This is a genomic window from Microbacterium sp. Root553, from assembly GCF_001426995.1.
GTDB lineage: Bacteria > Actinomycetota > Actinomycetes > Actinomycetales > Microbacteriaceae > Microbacterium.
In genome coordinates, this window is record NZ_LMFY01000001.1 from 1,637,565 (window position 1) to 1,656,141 (window position 18,577).

At 66.4% G+C, this 18,577-nt stretch carries 14 protein-coding genes; 6 read left to right on the top strand and 8 right to left on the bottom strand.

Going from position 1 to position 18,577, the window contains the following annotated elements; genetic code table 11:
* Nucleotides 1-37: 37 nt before the first annotated feature.
* From ASD43_RS17635 to ASD43_RS07575, 3 genes are read left to right on the top strand one after another with little or no spacing between them, the layout of a single operon-like run.
* Nucleotides 38-676 (top strand): hypothetical protein, encoded by a 639-nt coding sequence (locus tag ASD43_RS17635; protein WP_327043725.1) that lies wholly within the window; start codon nucleotides 38-40, stop codon nucleotides 674-676.
* Nucleotides 646-1,518: an APC family permease gene (locus ASD43_RS17640; protein WP_327043727.1), complete on the top strand. Its 873-nt coding sequence runs from the start codon at nucleotides 646-648 to the stop codon at nucleotides 1,516-1,518. Before ASD43_RS17635 ends, ASD43_RS17640 begins: the two co-directional genes overlap by 31 nt.
* Nucleotides 1,515-2,924, top strand: coding sequence for an aldehyde dehydrogenase family protein (locus ASD43_RS07575; RefSeq protein ID WP_056415604.1), 1,410 nt, complete (start codon nucleotides 1,515-1,517; stop codon nucleotides 2,922-2,924). The genes ASD43_RS17640 and ASD43_RS07575 overlap by 4 nt, the downstream gene beginning before the upstream one ends.
* 155 nt (nucleotides 2,925-3,079) lie before the next feature.
* Here the strand turns inward: ASD43_RS07575 and ASD43_RS07580 are convergent, their stop codons facing one another.
* Nucleotides 3,080-4,243 (bottom strand): GDSL-type esterase/lipase family protein, encoded by a 1,164-nt coding sequence (locus ASD43_RS07580; protein WP_056415607.1) that lies wholly within the window; start codon nucleotides 4,241-4,243, stop codon nucleotides 3,080-3,082.
* 106 nt (nucleotides 4,244-4,349) lie between these two features.
* Complete coding sequence (locus tag ASD43_RS07585; protein WP_056415610.1) at nucleotides 4,350-5,543, bottom strand: MFS transporter; 1,194 nt, start codon at nucleotides 5,541-5,543, stop codon at nucleotides 4,350-4,352.
* Nucleotides 5,544-5,835: 292 nt separating this feature from the next.
* Between ASD43_RS07585 and ASD43_RS07590 the strand changes: the two genes are divergently transcribed.
* A complete protein-coding gene (locus ASD43_RS07590) occupies nucleotides 5,836-6,408 on the top strand; it encodes a TetR/AcrR family transcriptional regulator (protein WP_045254175.1) in 573 nt (190 codons plus the stop codon).
* Nucleotides 6,409-6,512: 104 nt separating this feature from the next.
* The gene (locus tag ASD43_RS16990; RefSeq protein WP_162247493.1) at nucleotides 6,513-10,403 is read left to right on the top strand and encodes a carboxylesterase family protein; all 3,891 of its coding nucleotides are present in this window, start codon (nucleotides 6,513-6,515) and stop codon (nucleotides 10,401-10,403) included.
* Between the two features lie 27 nt (nucleotides 10,404-10,430).
* On the opposite strand, the gene ASD43_RS07600 is transcribed toward ASD43_RS16990, so the two are convergent.
* The 5 genes from ASD43_RS07600 to aztB form a co-directional block, all read right to left on the bottom strand.
* A complete protein-coding gene (locus ASD43_RS07600; RefSeq protein WP_056415617.1) occupies nucleotides 10,431-12,590 on the bottom strand; it encodes an alpha-L-rhamnosidase-related protein in 2,160 nt (719 codons plus the stop codon).
* 491 nt (nucleotides 12,591-13,081) lie between these two features.
* Nucleotides 13,082-14,293 (bottom strand): zinc metallochaperone AztD, encoded by a 1,212-nt coding sequence (aztD, locus tag ASD43_RS07605; RefSeq protein WP_056415619.1) that lies wholly within the window; start codon nucleotides 14,291-14,293, stop codon nucleotides 13,082-13,084.
* A 29-nt stretch (nucleotides 14,294-14,322) separates the two neighbouring features.
* On the bottom strand, nucleotides 14,323-15,243 hold the full coding sequence (gene aztC / locus ASD43_RS07610; RefSeq protein WP_056415622.1) for a zinc ABC transporter substrate-binding protein AztC: 921 nt from the start codon (nucleotides 15,241-15,243) through the stop codon (nucleotides 14,323-14,325).
* A gap of 1 nt (nucleotide 15,244) precedes the next feature.
* Nucleotides 15,245-16,468 carry a hypothetical protein gene (locus ASD43_RS07615; protein ID WP_056415625.1) on the bottom strand — a complete coding sequence of 408 codons (1,224 nt, stop codon included), beginning with the start codon at nucleotides 16,466-16,468 and terminating at the stop codon, nucleotides 15,245-15,247.
* A gap of 75 nt (nucleotides 16,469-16,543) precedes the next feature.
* The gene (gene aztB / locus ASD43_RS07620) at nucleotides 16,544-17,395 is read right to left on the bottom strand and encodes a zinc ABC transporter permease AztB (protein WP_268776156.1); all 852 of its coding nucleotides are present in this window, start codon (nucleotides 17,393-17,395) and stop codon (nucleotides 16,544-16,546) included.
* Between the two features lie 55 nt (nucleotides 17,396-17,450).
* On the opposite strand from aztB, the gene aztA reads away from it, so the two are divergent.
* On the top strand, nucleotides 17,451-18,107 hold the full coding sequence (aztA, locus tag ASD43_RS07625) for a zinc ABC transporter ATP-binding protein AztA (RefSeq protein ID WP_056415627.1): 657 nt from the start codon (nucleotides 17,451-17,453) through the stop codon (nucleotides 18,105-18,107).
* A gap of 168 nt (nucleotides 18,108-18,275) precedes the next feature.
* On the opposite strand, the gene ASD43_RS17600 is transcribed toward aztA, so the two are convergent.
* Nucleotides 18,276-18,404 (bottom strand): hypothetical protein, encoded by a 129-nt coding sequence (locus tag ASD43_RS17600; RefSeq protein ID WP_268776157.1) that lies wholly within the window; start codon nucleotides 18,402-18,404, stop codon nucleotides 18,276-18,278.
* Nucleotides 18,405-18,577 lie beyond the last annotated feature (173 nt).

Below are 18,577 nucleotides of genomic sequence, written 5' to 3' on the forward strand. Positions count from 1 at the left end.
AGCAACACCCAACTACGAGAGATCAATGGTGATCATCATGTCCACGAAAAACGAAGTAAGCCCCCCGCACCTCGCGGAGCGAGGTGATCCCGACGACCGCACATCACTTCGCAAGGGTGCAGTCGGCGTGCTCGGCATCCTCTTCTTCGTCCTTTCAGCGCAGGCACCTCTCACCGGCATCGCCGGTGCCCTGCCCCTCACGATCCTGCTCGGCAACGGGGCAGGCGCACCCGGTGCCTACCTGCTCATCGGCATCATCATCGTCATCTTCGCCGTGGGGTTCATCGCGATGTCGCGACGGATCGACGGCAAGGGCGCCTTCTATGCATACGTCTCCGCCGGACTCGGGCGGCGGACGGGCACAGGTTCAGCATGGCTCGCGATCGTCGCCTACGCGACTGTCCAGGCGGCGATGTACGGCCTCTACGGCGCGAGCTTCAGCGGTCTCCTCGCCACAGTCGGCGTCTTCGTGCCGTGGTGGGTCCCGGTGATCGTCACCATCGTCCTGGTACAGGTTCTGGGGTCGCTCAACATCGAGCTGGGTGCGCGGGTACTCGCCGTGCTCGTGGGATTGGAGGTGGCGATCCTCCTGGCCTTCGCGGTGGGCACGCTCATCATGGGCGGGGCCCCGAGGGATCGATCGATGTGGCCTCGAGCTTCTCGCCGGCGGCGGTGATGTCCGGCGCGCCGGGCGTCGCTCTCATGTTCGCCGTCGCCTCGATGTTCGGCTTCGAATCCACGGCGATCTACTCTGGCGAAGCGAAGGATCCTCGTCGCACCGTCGCACGTGCGACCTACCTCTCCGTCGGCGTCATCGCACTGTTCTTCTCCTTCGTGTCGTGGATGTTCATCTCGTTCTACGGTGCGGACGCCGCGGTCGCCGCGGCGGAAGAAGCCGTCGTCTCCGGTGACTCGACCGTGTTCGTCTTCAATGCGCTGGTCGGTATTCTCGGCGCCTGGTCGGGGCCTGTGGCCGGGGTCCTCCTGGTCACCTCACTCTTCGCCGGCATCCTGGCCTTCCACAACGGCATCAACCGGTACATTCACGCGCTGGCGACACAGCGTTCTCTGCCCTGCGCCCTCGCTCGCACCAATCGCCAGAGCGCACCGCACGCGGCCGCGTGGGTGCAGTCGATTCTCGCGGTGCTGATCATCCTGCCGTTCGTCGTGTGGGGGCTCGATCCCGTGCTCACCCTGTTCTCGTGGTTCAGCGGACTCGCCGTCGCCGCGCTCGTGACGCTGTACATCCTGTGCTCCATCGCCGTGATCACCTATTCGGTGCGGCACCCGGGAGGCGGAACGTGGCAGACCAGGGTCGCACCCGCCGCCGCGGCCGTGCTGCTGATCGGCGTCCTCGCACTCGTCGTGACGAACTTCACCTCTCTCATCGGCGGTGACGTGACGACCGCCGTCGCACTTCTCGCGGTCGTACCGATCGCATTCATCATCGGGTTCGCCACCGAGCGACACCGCTCGACCACGGACATCTCAACCACATCCGACAAGGAGACATCATGACCACTGCGACCACACTTCTCGATGCCATCACTGTTCCGGAGTCCGACGGGCGGGCGATTCCGGATGCAGCGACCCGGGAGACGATCGGATACGCACCCGTGCACGGGCTCGAAGATCTCGACGCCGCCGTGGGTGCCGCCAGGGGTGCGCAACCGGCCTGGGCAGCCCTCGGCCACCAGGAACGCAGCCGAATCCTCCATCGCATCGCCGACGACATCGAAGCGCGCTCTGAGGAACTCGCGGTGATCCTCTCCCGGGAACAGGGCAAGCCGCTCGACGGTCCGAACGCCCGTTTCGAGATCGGCGCTGCAGCCGCCTGGACGAGAAACGCCGCCGATACCGTTCTCGAACCCGAGGTCGTGTTCGAGAACGGCGCCTCTCGAGCGGAGGTGCACTACGACCCGCTCGGAGTGGTGGGCGCGATCGGACCGTGGAACTGGCCGATCATGATCTCGGTCTGGCAGATCGCACCGTCCCTCCGGATGGGCAACGCTGTAGTCGTGAAGCCCAGCGAGTACACGCCGCTTTCGGTGCTGGCGCTCGTCGAGGTGTTCAACGCCCACCTTCCCGAAGGTGTTCTGTCCGTGGTCGTCGGGGACCGCGAGGTCGGTGCGGCGATCGCGAAGCATCCAGGTCTCGACAAGATCATGTTCACCGGATCGACGGCGACCGGCAGGAAGATCATCGAGTCCTCCGCCCAGAACCTCGCCCGACTCACACTGGAGCTCGGAGGCAACGATGCAGGCATCGTGCTGCCCGGCACCGATGTGTCGAAGATCGCTCAGGATCTCTTCTGGGGCATCTTCATCAACACCGGTCAGACATGCGCTGCACTCAAGCGGCTGTACGTGCACGACTCGCTCTACGAATCGGTCGTCGATGCGCTCTCCGATCTCGCCTCGACCACGCCGATGGGACCTGGACTCGAGGCGGGAAATGTCCTCGGACCCCTGCAGAACCAGAAGCAGTTCGAGATCGTGAGCCGCCTCGTCGATGAGGCGCGATCCGGAGGCGCCACTGTCGTCACCGGCGGCACGCCCGCCGAAGAACTCGGGCCGCTCTTCTACCGGCCGACCGTCGTCGCCGACATTGCGGACGACGCCTCGCTGGTCGTGGAGGAGCAGTTCGGCCCGGTGATTCCTGTGCTCCGCTTCTCCGATATCGATGATGCCGTCGCACGGGCGAACAGTTCCACGCAGGGCCTCGGTGCTTCCGTCTGGTCTGATGATGTCGACGCAGCCCTGGACGTGGCCGCCCGGCTGCAAGCGGGGACCGTATGGATCAATCAGCATGGCGCGCTCAACCCTCACGTTCCGTTCGGAGGTACCAAGCAGTCCGGGTACGGCCAGGAATTCGGCGTAGCGGGGCTCAAAGCTGTCGCCGCCCCGAAGGTGATCTCGCGATAAGGCACGACAACGATAGATAGGGCGCGATGCGGGGATCGGGCTGGTGCACGATGCGGTCGTCACCAGTTCGACCTCCGTCCCGTGTGCGGTGCGAGGAGTGGAGAGCGTCGAGCTCTGACCGGGAGGAACTTCGCGATCCGTTCCGCCGTGTCGGTCTATCGATCCCGGTCCGTTCCGAACAATTCGGAAAGTGCCCCGTCGGGGCCAGACGCCAACTCGGCGAAGCGATCGGCAATCAGAGTCGTGCCGATGAGATCAGGGTGAAGCCCATCGGTGAGGGTCGGTTCTTCGTCAGGGCCGAGCAACTCCCGGCCGTCGATCGAAAAGATGAGATCGTCGGATCGGCTGGCGATCACGGATGCCAGCAGACCGCGAATATCAGTCAAGCTGAGGGCATCATCTCGTGCGTTCGGCACAGGGTGAAAGCTGCCCGATTCATCCATCTGGATCACCCCTCCGCGGTTCTCATAGGTAGGGCAGAAGAGCGGTGAGATCACGATCAGAGGCGTGTTCGGTTGCCGAAGCCGGAACTGATCGAGCAGGTTGTGCACTGCGGGAACGAAGGTCCTGGAAATGTGAGAGTCCCAGTTGGCCACGTTGATGCCGATCTCCAGAGAAACAACGTCAGCGTCGATCCCCGCCAGTTCTTCCACCACGCAGGGGTCGAGCAGGCTGTTTCCCGGCAGGCTGGCATTGGTCAAGGCGATGTCCAAGCGGCGAGCGACCTGGACGGGCCAAGGGTGCAGAGGGTTCCTCAGATGTCCTCCTTGGCTGATCGAGCTTCCGTGGTGCAACCACCGAACGCGATCCGCCTCGGGACGAGCCGCGACGGGAGCGTCCGCCGCGAGTCCATGAATCACTATCGCTGCGTCGAGCGGAAGGCAGATGTCCACGATGGAGCTCGTGGCGCCCGAAGGTCGCTCAAGCAGCACCTGTCCTCCGGGGCCATCGACTCGACTGACCTGATCATGCTCATCGATGAAGAGTGTGCTCCCGACCTCTGGCTCGATCTCCCCGAGCGACCACACGACTCCGTCCGACACCGCGGCAAACGGCGCCCGCGGTGCGGCGGGTCCGTACGTGGTCCGCTGGGCGGAATAGTCGATGCGGATGCGGCGCGCATCAGTTGCGAGTTCGATCCGTGCGCCACCCGCCGCAGACGCAACGACCGTGAAGACCGGTGACATCACGCGGTCGGTTGCCCAGCTCGTGAAGTGGGACGGTGTTACTCCGCCTTCGCCCGTCTTCACGTGCGCGCTTCCTCGAAGACTCCCGGCGATGGTCGTCAAAGGGAGATCGAACCAGCCATCGTGGTTCATCGTTTCCTCCTCATGCGATCCCTGATCCTCGTGGCACCGGCTCGTCCCTCGAGAAGATCAGGCAGGCTGAGTGCCAGCGGAGATGGCGTGTGTGTGGTCCCTCGCCCTAGCGGACGCTGCGGATGGGGATGACAGCGATCGCACCCACGATGACGATGACCGTTGCGAAGATGAACAGGCCGCTGTATCCGCCGAAGCTGGTGATGATGGTCGCTGCCACGATTGCGCTCAGAGCCTGCGGCAGACCGGTGGCGAGGTTGAGGATTCCGAGGTCTTTCGCAGCGGCCCCCTCGATATCAGGCAGGACCTGAGTCATCAGCGCGGTATCGGAGGCGAGGTACATGCCGAACCCGATTCCCGTGAGTATCACCATGATGACCTGCCCCGTCATGGTCGGCGCGATGTACTGGGACATGAACCCCGCAGCCATCGCGACACAAGCGGCGTACAGGAAGGGCTTGCGGCGGTGCCAGCGGTCGCTCAGCCACCCGGTGACGTACGCCCCGATGAGTGTCGGTGGCAGAGCCACGAGGCCCAAGACGGCGATCGCGGAGTTCGCTCCATCCAGGTCCAAGGCCAGGTAGTCGATCAGGATGAAGAACTGGTAGCCGAAGACGACGTAGTAGCCAAGGATGAACAAGAATCGCGCGACGAACGCCCACGCGAAATCCGGGTTCTTGAGGGGGTTGATCCAGAAGCTGAGCAGAAAGGTCGTCCAGCGGAACTTCTTGACCGGCATGTCGAGGCTGCTCGAATCTCGAGCGACGAGGATGAAGGCGAACCCGACGACAAAAGCGCCGATGCCGAAGATCGTGTAGGCGAGATTCACGTTGGCCGCGAGGTTGCCGGCGATGAACACGCCCACCGCATAGCCGACATTGAGACCGAAGCCGATGAAGGCGGACACCATGCCACGGCGTTCCGGAGGGTACCTATCGGCCGTGAGCGCGGCGAGGGGGGCGGAGATCGTCGCGAAGCCCAACTGGAAAAGCGTGACGAGTCCCACGAGGAAGGCGATCGTCTGCACGCTTCCCAGGCTGACCGTGGACATCGCCATGACGAGGAGTCCGATGAACATCCACGGCGCACGTCTGCCGAAGCGGGACCTGGTGCGATCGCTGAACGCACCGATGATGGGCTGCGCAAGCAGAGTGATCAGGAGTGTGACCGACGAGACGATCGCCAGATTCGTGACCTTGTTCGCGTCATCGATCAGTGCGACCTGGTTGGGCAGGAGGACCACTGTCACGCCCAAGAGGGTCGCGATCAGTGCCGTGTTCACGATGCCGATCGATGGCATCAGGGCTTTTCCCGCGGGGGGTGAAGTCCTGACGCCCTCGGTGAGGGGGCGAGACAGGCGATCGTTGACGGCACCCGAGGCGGGGGTCTCGCCCGGAATTGATAAAGACATCTGTGTCCTTCGGGTCGGTGAAGCGTGGGGTGATGAGCTCGGCGCTGTACAGGTGGCGCGCGGTTCGATCCCATCGTTCTCTTAGTCCAGCTCCCGAAGAGTATCCGATTGGATACACGCGTGCAATAGGGGGCGTGGTGAACCCATTCGCTCCGAAGGTTGCCTCAACTAGTCTCGGAAGATGAGTTCAGATACCTCCGAGGAGAGCACCAGATCCCAGTTGGTGCGCGCCGCAGTCGCCGTGATTTCTTCGAAGGGAATGCGTGGACTCACGTTGCGGGCCGCCGCGGCGCAGGCGGGGTTGACCCACGGCCTGATCGTGCGTCATTTCGGCACACGCGACCGCTTGATCGAAGAGGCGATGGAGTACGCGATCGATCGTTCGCTTGCCGGGTCGGTGCCGTCAGGTCTGGTCGGTACGCGGCCTCAGCTGGGTGACCACCTCGTCGAGGTCGGCCTGGATGACGGCGGGGCGGTTGCGTTTCAGCGCGAAGTGCTGAATGAGGCGCTGCGGAATCCGCGGCTTCGTGGGCTCGCAGTGAAGATGTACGAGAGGTACGAGTCTGCGGTCCGAGAGCAGCTCGAGGGTATGGGTGTGGTCGACCCTGATGTGGTGGTGCTCGTCGGCGCCGCAATGGATGGTCTGGTGCGGCGGCAGATGGACTTGCGGGATCTCGCCTCGACAGAGCGCGCAATGCGCGCCCTGGACGGCATCGTGCGGGGGCTGGGCGTCGGAGCTCAACGCGTCGACTGATCGTCACCCCGCGCGCGCCGGCGTTCGACGGGTGCACGGGGTGACGCCGTCCGATGGGTGCGTTAGTATCCAAATGGTTACAGGCCGACGTCGGGAGGAAAATCATGGATCAGTCCGCGAATCGCACCCATGTTGAAGTATCCACGCCGGTTGGGACGGTTCGCGGGACGAGCGACGGCATGACCGACCGCTTCCTGGGCATCCCCTACGCTGCGGCGCCGACAGGATCGCTGCGCCTGGCGGCACCGTCATCTGTCGAGCCATGGGGCGATGTCCTGGATGCCACGGAGCCCGGTGCCACGCCGCTGAGGGCTGAGGTGGCGGACTTGTTCACCTCGATCCCTGAGCCTGCGGTGCCGGGAAGCTCGATCTTGAACGCATCCGTTTTCACACCTAGCGTTCGAGACGGCGTCGAACTCCTCCCGGTCATGGTCTGGATCCATGGTGGCGGATACATCGGTGGGAGTCCGGCCAGCCCCTGGTATGACGGTGCTGAATTCGTTCGCCGCGGCATCGTGACGGTCAACCTGTCTTACCGATTGGGGGTTGACGGCTTCGGATCTCTGGACGGGGCGCCGACGAATCGTGGGATGCGTGACCTCGTTGCCGGATTGCGGTGGGTCCGGGATCACATCGCCTCCTTCGGGGGTGACCCCGAGAGGGTGACCGTAGCCGGGCAGTCAGCGGGCGGCGGCGCCGTCTTGACGTTGATGGCCTGTCCCGAGGCATCGGGACTGTTCTCAGCGGGCATCGCCCTGTCGCCCGCCGTGGGGGATGTGCCGCTCGTCCGGTCGCGGGAGGCCACGAATACTGTCGCGACAGCGCTCGGGATCCCTCCCACGCGCCATGACTTCTCACAGATCGATGAGAGTGTCGTAGAGCGCGTTCGCATCGACGTCGAGGACATCGACTGGTCGGACTCCATGGCTCTTGCCCGGAGCTTCCTCGACCCCGGGATGGCCTTCGCGCCGGTGATCGATGGCGACCTGCTGCCGCACGGTGCTCTCTGGCCGGCAGGCATTGCGAATGGTGCCGAGAAGCCTCTCCTGCTGGGGGCCACTGACGGCGAGTTCTCCGACATCTTCAGCAAGAGCGAGGACCTCGACGGGCGGAACCCCGCGCACATGCTCCGCGAACTCGGAATCAGCGACCACGCTGCCACCCGTATCCTTCGCGATCATGCGTCGGACAGCCCGGCGCGTGTGCTGGGCCGCGCCGTCACGGACCTCGTCTTCCGCGGGCCGGTCGCTCACATCGCTCGTGAGCGCGCACGTCGAGGTGCTCAGACCTGGCTCTACGACTTCGCGCGGCCCCCGATGGGGCATGACATCACTCCGCACTGCGCAGATGTGCCCGCTTTCTTCGCCGTCGGCGACACCCACCTCGGAAGCGCCGCGGACGGAACGGACTTCTTCGACGACGCCGTCACCTTCATCAAGACTCGCCGAGCTCCGTGGAGCCCGTTCACTCTCGCGGACTCCGTCACGAAGGTCTACGGCAGGCCATCGACGGTCGTCGTGGGTCACCCGTGGCCGCAGGGACCTGCGGCGACAAGGGGCGATGCTCTCGACGCGCACCTACGTTGCCTTCTTGAGCGTCTGACGCTGGAACGGAAGGTCGAGTTGCTGACCGGATCGACATTCTGGAGCACCGCCGCGATCGAGGAGGTCGGACTGCGCTCCATGGTGTTGTCCGACGGCCCATCGGGTGTCCGCGGTGAGTGGTGGGATGAGCGCGACCCATCGGTGAGTTTCCCGTCTGCCACGGCCCTGTCTGCGTCGTGGAACACCGACCTTGCTCGCCGGTATGGCGAACACGCGGCGAAGGAGGCGCGACGCAAGGGAGTGGACGTCGTGCTGGGGCCTACGATCAATCTCCACCGATCCCCTCTCGGCGGCCGGAGTTTCGAATCATTCAGCGAAGATCCTCTGCTGACCAGCGACCTGGCTGCCGCCTACGTCGATGGCGTTCAGTCGCGGGGGGTCGGTGCGACACCGAAGCATTTCGTCGCGAACGACTTCGAGACCGATCGATTGACAGCCTCTGTCACGGTGAGTGACAGAGCACTCCGAGAGCTGTATCTTCGAGCATTCGAGGGGCCTGTGCGCGACAGCAAGGCCTGGCTCGTCATGAGCGCGTACAACGCGATCAACGGAGTGACAGCGACCGAAAGTCCGCTTCTCCAGGAGATTCTGTCCGACGAGTGGGGCTTCGACGGGGTTGTCGTGAGCGATTGGGGTGCAGTGCGATCGGTGGCGGCCGCGCGGGGCCGGCAAGACCTTGTCATGCCGGGGCCGGAGGGCCCCTGGGGTGCTGCTCTCATCGCCGCGGTAGGTGCAGGTGACATCCCTGTGCGTGATATCGACCAGAAGGTGTTGCGCATTCTCCTGCTGGCCGTGCGGGTCGGTGCGCTTGACTCGGTCTCTCCCATGGCCGCAGATCACGTTGCCGAGGATTCGATCTCATTCGTTCGTGAGGCTGCAGCGTCCGGGATGGTCCTCGTGCACAACACGGTGCGAGACACGACGCCGACCCTTCCCCTGAGCCGTCGGCACGGATCGCGTATCGCGGTCTGCGGGCAGGCCGCCCGCTATCCACGAATTCAGGGAGGTGGGAGCGCCACTGTTCTGCCCGAAGAAGTGATATCGCCGTTGGAGGGCATATCTCGCGCCGCTCACGGGGCATCCGTCACGTATGCACCAGGGGTCGCCATTGCGGATGACCTGCTCGACTTTCCCTTGGAGCGCATCAACGTCCCCGGAACGACCCAGAACGGCGTACTCGTGCAGCTCATGGCGGACGGTCGCGAGATACATCGCGAAATACGCGGCGCGAACATGCTCGTGGACCTAGATCCCGAGGCGCCTCTGAGCGACGCGGACATGGTCGTCGTGACGACCGAATTCACGCCTGGCGACACGGGGTGGATGCCGATCGGCTTCGCGGCAGCGGGCCGGACCGTGCTCTCCGTGAACGGGCGTACCGTGTTGGACGCGACCCTCGAGGTCGACGGGATCGAGTTGGGTGCTTCGTTCCTCAGTCCGCCCATCGCATCCTGGCTGAATGAGATCCCCGGAAAAGTCCTGCTCCGGTACGAGCATCACCTGAGCACACGCCCGAGTGACCTCTTCTTCAGTTTTGCCTACGGTCTGGACGCGAGCAGCGACGGCGATCGGCTGATCGTGGATGCTGTCGCCGCAGCCCGCGATGCCGATGTCGCGGTGGTCGTGGTGGGAACCAACAGCCGGGTCGAAGCCGAGGGCTCGGACCGGACCGACTTGTCGCTTCCGGGTCGTCAGGACGAACTCGTCCGCTCCGTCGCCGCGACCGGTACGCCCACTGTCGTCGTGGTGAACTCGGGAGCTCCTGTTCTTCTGCCCTGGCGCAGAGAAGTCGACGCGATCGTGCTCTCGTGGTTCGGCGGGCAGGAGTATGGTCATGCTCTCGCCGACGTGCTCTTCGGCGACCGCGAACCGACCGGGCGCCTGCCCATGACGTGGCCCGACGGCATGGGCGACGTTCCTGTCCTGGACGTGAAGCCCCGCGACGGCGTGCTTCGCTACGACGAAGGCGTATACATCGGGTATCGCGCGTGGCTGCGAAACGCGGTGCGGCCCGCCTACCCCTTTGGATTCGGTTTGGGGTACACCACCTTCGAGATGAGTGCGGAACTCTGTGAGGGGGGCGACGCGGGGACGATTCTCCTCGATGTGTTCGTGCAGAACACCGGCGACCGCGACGGACGGCACGTCATTCAGGTCTACGTTGCGGGCGGACCGGAAGAGCTCGATCTTCCCGCCCGGAGGCTCGTCGCGTTCCAGGGGGTGGTGCTGGCTGCGGGGGAGAGGCGACACGTTCCCGTGGAGGTGGATCGGCGCTCGTTCGCATACTGGGATTCGGAGAAGAACGGTTGGGTCGATCCGGATGGTCCGCTTCGCCTCATCGTTGCCCGCTCCGCCGAGGATGAAGGCGTGGAGATCCCACTGCCCGATTGAACCCGTCCGGCGAGCTGGTGACGTCCATCAGTTCTGGCGCGCGAGGCGATACTCGCCGGGCTCGAGTATCCGCCGCTCGCCCACGCCGTGCACCTCGAGCGTGACCGGTGAGTCGATGAAGATCTCGGGGGGCGTGACCTTCACCGTCAAGGTGCCGCGCCCGGTCACGATCTGAGCCTCTGCTGTGTGGATGAGCCCGAGGCGAGGGCGCAAGCGCCACCGCTCGGCGGAGTAGCCGATGGGGCGTGCACCGATGATGTGCGCGAAAAGGTCGCGCGTGGGGGAGCCGCTCCAGCCGTGACTGTGGGTTCCCCATCCCCAGCCTTCCCCGAAGGTGTCATACCCGTCTGTCAGGAAGCTGCTCCACCCTCGGATCGCGGACACCAGCTGCGGGGATGCTCCCGCGTAGCCGAGCGCGTCGTGAACGACACTCGCCCCGAAAGGCTCGGCACGGATGATCTGCTGGTCGACATTCCAGTCGGGGTCGGGGTGTCGGCTCAGCCACGATTCCAGGGCCGCACCGTCGAAGCCATGGTCGGGATCGCCGAGCCATGTTCTGGTCAGGAGTGCCCGTTCGTCGGAGATCGCTTCGCAGACAGGCATCCAGCGTGATCTCGGTGCGAAGCCGGAGACGATGGCCGCCGCGGAGGCGAGTTGCGAAGCGGCTCGGGAGCGTCGATCACCGTCGTCGACCCGATCGAGGTAGATGCCGCGACGTGCATCCCAGAAGTCCTCGAAGCCCACGCTGGCAGCGTCGTAGAGCCCTCGTGCCCACCGTGCCGACGCGGCGTTGCCTACCGCTTCGCAGAGCGTCGCGTATTCTCGCAGCGCACGTCCCCACAGGCCCGTCAGGATGCTGCTTCTTCCGTCCGTGTAAACGCTCGACCAGTCCACCAGATTCCAACCGGGAACATCTTGCAGCGTCCCTCGTCGATCCCGATAGGGCAGGAACCATCGGAGTACACGCTCGATGACGGGCAACGCTTCCCGCACGACATCGTCGATACCTTCGTGTTGTGCGTAGAGGTGCACGCCGTGGATCCAGTGCAGCGACCACGCGGGGATCGTGGCTGAGCCGGCGTCCTCGACATCACCCGCCACGCTCATCGGCAGGAGGCCATCTGGTCGCGGCGATGCAGCGAGCTGCACGTAGCGCTTCGCCATCGTTCGATCGGCGTTCGTGTAGAGATCGACTTCCAAGTGGACGACGCCGTCTCCCACCCATGCGCGCTGTTCGCGGGTGGGGCAGTCGATGTAGGCGTCTGTGGTCGAGATCGCGACGGTACGAACACCCGCGTCCCAGATGGCGTTGAGTTCATCGTCATCGCTGAAGAACGCGGCGCCGCCGGGACGGTTCGGCCGCTCCTCTCTGACCGTGAGCGTGGGTATTCCTGCGTCGGATGACCCGCGTCCGTGAACGAGCACCGTCGCAACTCGGAAGCCATGGGGTTCTGAGGTCGCGAATCGGTCGTTGGCTCCCGAGGTCAGGTATCGAACGCCGTGTGAAACCGCCGCTGGTGTGAGGCGAGCATCCTCACGAAGATCGATGTCGACGGCCACGCCCGCCGGTGATTGCAGGATGAGTTCCACGACGCCGAAGACGATTCGCCCGAAGTCGTAGACGATCAACGTGCTGTCGGACGGTTCAGTCTCCTGGGCGGCCCGAGCGGAACGAACCCGCTCACTGGGGTGATCGCCATCGCTCTGCGCCTCTCGACCGAGACGTGCGCGGTAGTGATTCACACTGATCGCGACCGCTTCCGAGGACGGGGCGTACGTCCGTTCCACGGACGGCAGGGCCCCGTATGGCTCCGCGGGTGGGCGCGCTCGACCACCACCCGACAGGTGGCCCACGGGAAGCAGCGCGGCTCTGCTCCAGGAGACGTCGCGCGGAAGGTTCATCCAGTCGGCGTCCAGAAGACGCCCGTCGTGGATCTCGGCGGGAATCCCCTCGACGTCGGTGCGAGGAAGGCGGGTTGTCGCATGGCTTCGTGCCACAAGCCAGGTCTGGTCGGTGACGACGACCGGCTCACCGTCCGGCCCGGAGAGTTCCGCGATCATCGCGGCCGATGTGCCGAGCCCTCCCGAACTGCGGGCCGGCATCCACACCGCATTGGGCGTTCCGTAGTACGTAACGCGCACCGCGATCGTGTTCTCCCCCGCGCGGAGGAGAGTCGAGACATCCATCTCGTCGGCCGCGAGTCGCTGAGGCTGAGACCGCAATGGTCCTCTCAGTATTTCGACCCCGTTGATCCACACGACATGCCGACTGTCGGAAGCGATCCTCAACCGGTGGGCTTTCACCGGGCCCGCCAGCACGAAGCTCTTCTGCAGAAGCAAGGTCTCGGCGGGTGCTTGCCTATTCGACCCGTCCATCCCGGGTATCGACCCGGTCGGAAGATCGACGCCCGGTGCTGTGACCCATTCCGCATTCCACGGGCGGATGGCCTCTCGTGAAGCCTTGGCGTCAGCCGTTCCTCCCGCGATGCGATCGTTCGCGAGGGCAGATGATTGGTCCATAGTCGCCGCCTCCAGCTGGAAGAGGATCTTCCCGCGCCCCGTGGTTCTGTATCCGATTGGATATCATCCTATGCCACGTGGAGAACATGCAGCAGCAGCCGAGGGGATGCCGGGGGCGAGTGCTCCCGGCATCCCCTCTCTCTGTGACCAGCAGCGGATCAGCCTGCTGCCGGGGCGATCTCGTTCGGTGTCACGTCGAGCTCGGTGCTGGCGAGCACCTCGCCCGTGGTCAGGTCGACGGCGTGCACGCTGTTCGCCGCGGGCTCGGTGACGTACGCGATGTCTCCCGCGACGACGATGGCCGGGTGGGCGTCCTGCCACTCGGCGGGACCCTCCCAGGCCTCGACGACGGGGAAGCTGTCGGTGATCTCGCCCGACGCCGGGTCGAGCACGTGGATCGCCCCGTCGCTGCTGAGGATGTAGGCGAGGTCGTCCGGTCCGCGGACGATGTCACGGAAGGTGTACTCGACGCCCTCGGGCAGGTCGACGACCTCGAGCGTCTTGGCCTCGGTGTCGATCAGTGTCACCGCGCTGAGCAGGTAGCCCTCGGCGTCGATGTCGTTCTTGTAGTCGCCGACGATGAGGGGGCTGGTCTCGCTGACGTACGCATTGCCCATGCGTCCGTACGGCTGGTCGGGGGCGTCGACCTTGGTGATCTCGCCGTCGTGGTAGATCAGCGCGCCGTTCTCGCAGCCGAAGACGACGGCCTCGTCCTTCGCGGTGCCTTCGCCGTGCACTCCCGGGCACTGGTCCGACGAGGCGATCTCGGTGCCGTCGGCATCCTTCGCCACGATGCCGTTGCGACCGTCGGCGTTGCCCACGGTGGTCAGGAAGGTGCCGTCTTCGAGCACGACCGACACGCCGTGGTGCGCCTCGATGCCGTCGACGGTCTCGACCTCGGGCAGTCCGTCGGCGCTCGCCAGATCGGCGGTGTCGAAGATCGTCGTGTCGCTCGTGCCGTCGGCGTAGAGCACGGTCTTGCCGGCGTGCCGCACCACGTGGCCGGGGGTGTCGGCCTCGAAGATCGTGTCGGTCAGTGCGGGGTCGTCGGAGGATCCCGCTGCGGTGTCGAGCACCTGGAAGCCCTCGCTCATCGTGACCATGACGTGCCGGTCGTCGCCGGCGGCGTTGAGACGCGTGAACGGCTCGGAATCGAAGTCCGCGAGGGTGTCGAGAGTCTCGCCGTCGAGCACGAGGATGCCGCCCTCGTAGGCGACCGCGACGCGGGGACCCGACTGTCCGTCGGATCCGCTGCCGTCGGGGGTGGATGCCGGCGTGGTCGAGCCGCCGGCGGCGCACGACGCCAGCGTGACGACGGCACCGAGCGCCGCGACGCCGATCAGCGCTCGACGAAGGGGGGAGGTTCGCATGTGCATTCCTCTTTCTCTGTGGTGAGGTCTCAGGGGGTGAGACCGGTGGTGATGCGCTCGGTGTTGATGCGCATCATGGTCAGGTAGTCGGGGGCGCCCCCTTCGGGGCCGGTGAGGGATTCGGTGAAGAGCTCGATGACCTCGACCTGCACGTCGGCCTCGCTCGCGAGCGCCTGCACCAGCCGGTCGGGAGACGACGACTCCGCGAAGATCGCGGGCACGCCGGTCTCGTCGATCGCGGCGACGAGGTCGGCGAGATCGGATGCCGAGGGGGCGGCGAGCGTCGTGCCACCAGGGATCACCGCGCCGACGATCTCGAAGTCGAAGCGCTCGGCGAGGTAGCCGAACACATGGTGGTTGGTGACCAGCGCGCGCCGCTCGTGGGGGATCGTCGCGAACGCCTCGGTCATCTCCGCATCCAGCGCCCTGAGCTGCGAGCGATAGTCGTCGACCGTCGCATCGAGGGCCTCGCCATCGATGCCCTCGAGCTCTGCGAGTACGGGCTCGAGGGCATCGACGACGTCGATCATGCGCGCGGGGTCGGTCCAGAAGTGCGAATCCGGCATCCCTGCGGCATCGCCCTCGCGGTAGTCGAGCACCTCGATCGCGTCGCCGGCCACGAACGCGGGCACCCCGTCGGCCGCGTCGAGGTGCTGCTGCAGTCCCTCTTCCAGCCCGAGCCCGTTCGACACCAGCAGGTCGGCGCCCCGCAGGGTCGCGGCCTCCTGTGCCGAGATCTCGAACGAGTGCGGGTCGGCATCGGGCTTCATGAGCGTCACGACCTGCGCCTGGTCGCCGACCAGTTCTCCGACGACGTCGCCGAGGATGTTCGTCGAGACCACGATGGTCGGACGCGTGTCGTCTGTCGCCGAGCAGGCGGCGAGTCCGGTCGCGACGAGGGCGGCGAGGGCGCTGAGCGCGGCGGTCGTGAAGAGGCGTGCGGTGCGCATGTCATCGTCCTGTCTCGGCGACGAATGCCGGTGCGGTGTCGGTGTCGAAGGTGCGGGCGATGCGCGCGGCATCCGCGTAGTCGATCTCGAACAGGCGGTGTTCACTCGGCGCGCTCAGGTAGGCGCGGTGCTGATCGGCGATCAGCACCGGAGCGTTGCCTGTGGCGAGGGACTCGGCGACGAGCGGTGCGGTCTCGGCGATCACCGCTCCGCTCTCGTCATCGAGCACGAGCACACGTCCGTCCTGGGCGAGCGCGAGCAGAGTGCCGTCTTCGTCGTCGACCGCGGTCACCTGCACGAGCGGAGCAGGGGAGGGGAGCAGCGTCCACGACCTCGCGCGCGTGTCGAGGAGCCAGATCCCCTCGGATCCCGCGAGGCCGGCGACGGTGGGACGTCCTTCACGGTTGTCGAAGGACTCGGCGGGAGGCGCGGTCGTCCCGGCCGGGTACGGGATGCGCTCCACCTGCAGTCCATCGCCGTCGACATGCGCGAGCAGCGCGCCGTCCTGGCATCCGATCACCGCGCCGACCCGTGTGGTGATCGTGCCGGCGGGGTCTGTGCAGGGCTCCTCGAGACCGGTCGGCTCACCCTCGGCCGTGTACCCGCGCACGCTCGTGCCGATGCCCGCGGATGCCTCGGTGACCAGGGCGAACGAGCCGACCGGCACGACGAGCCCCTCGTGCGGCTCGCGCTCGATGCGGAAGCGCTCGCTGATCTCGCCCTTCGACAGCGCCTGGGTGTCGAGCAGCACGGCGTCGCCGGAGCCCGCGAACGAGATCCCGGTGCCGCCGGTCGTCGACAGGTTGGTCGTCGCGACCGCGGCCCTGCCTTCGCCGGACACCGAGCCGAGCACGGCGGGGTCAGCGCGGTAGTAGTGGAAGTGATCGATGTGATCCCAGGTCCAGACGCCGCTGTCGACGATCTCGACACCGTCGTCCGCCTGCGCGAACAGGTAGCGGCCATCGGTCGTCAGTGCGCTCGGCGCGGAGATCTCGCCGATGTCCGTGACGCTCTCATCGAGGAGGTCGAGGTGGGTCACGGCCCCGTCGGGATCGATCGATGTCAGCCCGAGCTGGGGTTCGGCCACCTCCTCCGCTCCGGCGACGGCGCCGTGGCCGCCATCGGACGATGCCGTCGCGGCCGGGTCGGCGGAGCCCGCGGCGCAGGCGGACAAGGAGACGGTGAGGGCGCCCGCGAGGGCGAAGAGGGCGAGGCGAGAGCGCACGAGGTCCCTTCCTGTCGGGTGTCGGGTGTGTGGGTGTCTGGCGTGTGGGTGTCGGGGGACGGTCGTGACGGCGGCTCAGGTGCGTCGCGCGCGTGAGGAGAGGGAGTCGACGACTCTCTGCACCGCCCAGGAGAGGCAGGCGAGCAGGATGGCGGATGCCGCGACGGAGGCGCCGGCCGCCGTCGCGGCATACCAGGATGCGAGCAGGCCGAGGAAGACGGCCGCGACGCCGAAGATCGCCGCCAGCGCCATGCGGGTCGGGATGCGGGTCGTCCAGTGTCCGGCGGCGACGGCCGGGGCGAGCAGCAGGCCGACGACGAGCATCGAGCCGACGGCCTGGTACGACGCGACGACGGCCAGGGTCACGAGTCCGACGAGCGCGGCCTGAGCGATCTGCGGGCGCAGCCCCAGCACCGCGGCGATCCGCGCATCGAGCGACAGGGCCACGAACGAACGGTGGAGCGCGGCGGCGGCGATCAGTCCGACGGTCGCTGCGGCGGCGAGCAGCACGAGATCCGTTCCGCTGATCGCGAGGATGTCTCCGAAGAGGATCGCGGTCGCATCGGTGGCGAAGCTGCCGGAGTGCGAGATGACGATGACGCCCAGGGCCAGCATCGAGACGAACAGCAGGCCGATGCTCGTGTCGTACGACAGGCGCGCTCGCCGCTGGAGGGCGCCGATGCCGAGGCTCATCGCGATGGCGCTCAGCGCGCCGCCGACGAGCACGGGCAGCGAGAGCACCGTGGCGAGAGCGACGCCGGGGAGCATGCCGTGTGCGAGCGCCTCGCCGAGGAACGCCATTCCGCGGATGACCACCCAGGTGCCGACGACGGCGCAGAGGATCGCGACCAGGGCACCGCCGAGCATCCCGCGCTGCAGGAAGTCGAGAGCGAAGGGGGCGAGTACACCGGTCGGATGGGAGGTCACAATCAGCGAGCCTAGAGCTTTATGAGAATGATTATCAAACTCATATAGTGGGATCATGCCCGACACCCCCCTCTCTCGCCGCGCTGCCGCCGATCTCGTCGACGTGCACGTGTCGTTCGGCGACCGCGCGGCTCTCGCGGGCGTCGACGTGCACATCCCCTCAGGTGCGGTCACCGTGATCACGGGGCCCAACGGCGCGGGAAAGTCGACTCTCCTCGAGGTGCTCGGAGGCGCGCGGGCGATGACCTCGGGCAGTCGGGCCGTGCCTGGCACCGTGGCGTTCGTTCCGCAGCGGGCCGCGATCCCCGCCGGTCTCCCCGTATCGGTGAGGGATGTCGTCAGTGTGGGCGCGTGGGGCCGGCTCGGACTGTGGCGGCGCATGGACGCCGCAGCACGCGAGCTCGTCGAGAGGTCGATGGACCGCCTCGACATGTGCTCCCTCGCCCGCGCGCCGTTCGCCGCGCTCTCCGGCGGACAGCAGCAGCGGGCGCTGCTCGCCCAGGGGCTGGCGCGGGATGCCGACCTCCTGCTGCTCGACGAGCCGACGACGGGCCTCGACGCGTCGAGCGCTCTGCGCATCCGCGCCGTGCTCCGCGAGGAGTCAGCACGCGGCGTCGCCGTGGTGTGCGTGTCGCATGACCCCGCGGTGATCGGAGACGCCGAGCACACCATCCGGCTGGTCGACGGTCGCAGGGCCGCTCAGGGCAGGTGACCGACGGACGCGGCCGTCACCGCTCGGGGGATGCGATCCGATCCGCCGGTGGGGGGGGGATCGACGGATCGGATCGCGCCGGAGACCTCTCGGGGTCGTCTCCGGCGGGCACGGCTCTGAAGGGGTCGATGCTGACCCGCCTGGGGGTGTCTTCAGAGCCGGCCGGCTTCAGGGGTCGAGGCGCGGCGAGGTCGCGTACCCGGTGACGATCTCATCGGCACGACCCAGGAGGCGTGAAGCGAGCATCCTCATCTTCTCGGGGTCGAGGTTCTCGGCCCCAGGAAGTTCGTCAGGCATGTCGCACGCGTCGAGCAGTTGCTCTGCGGCCTCCCTCAGCGTGTGCGCTCGTCGGGACTGCTCGCGAGGATTCGTGGTCGAGGAGGTGGTGGGGGCTGCGTGAGTGATCCCGTTCGGCGCGGGGCGGAGTGTCATGGCCCCTGCCGCTCAGGTCGAGCTTGCCACTCTCGGTT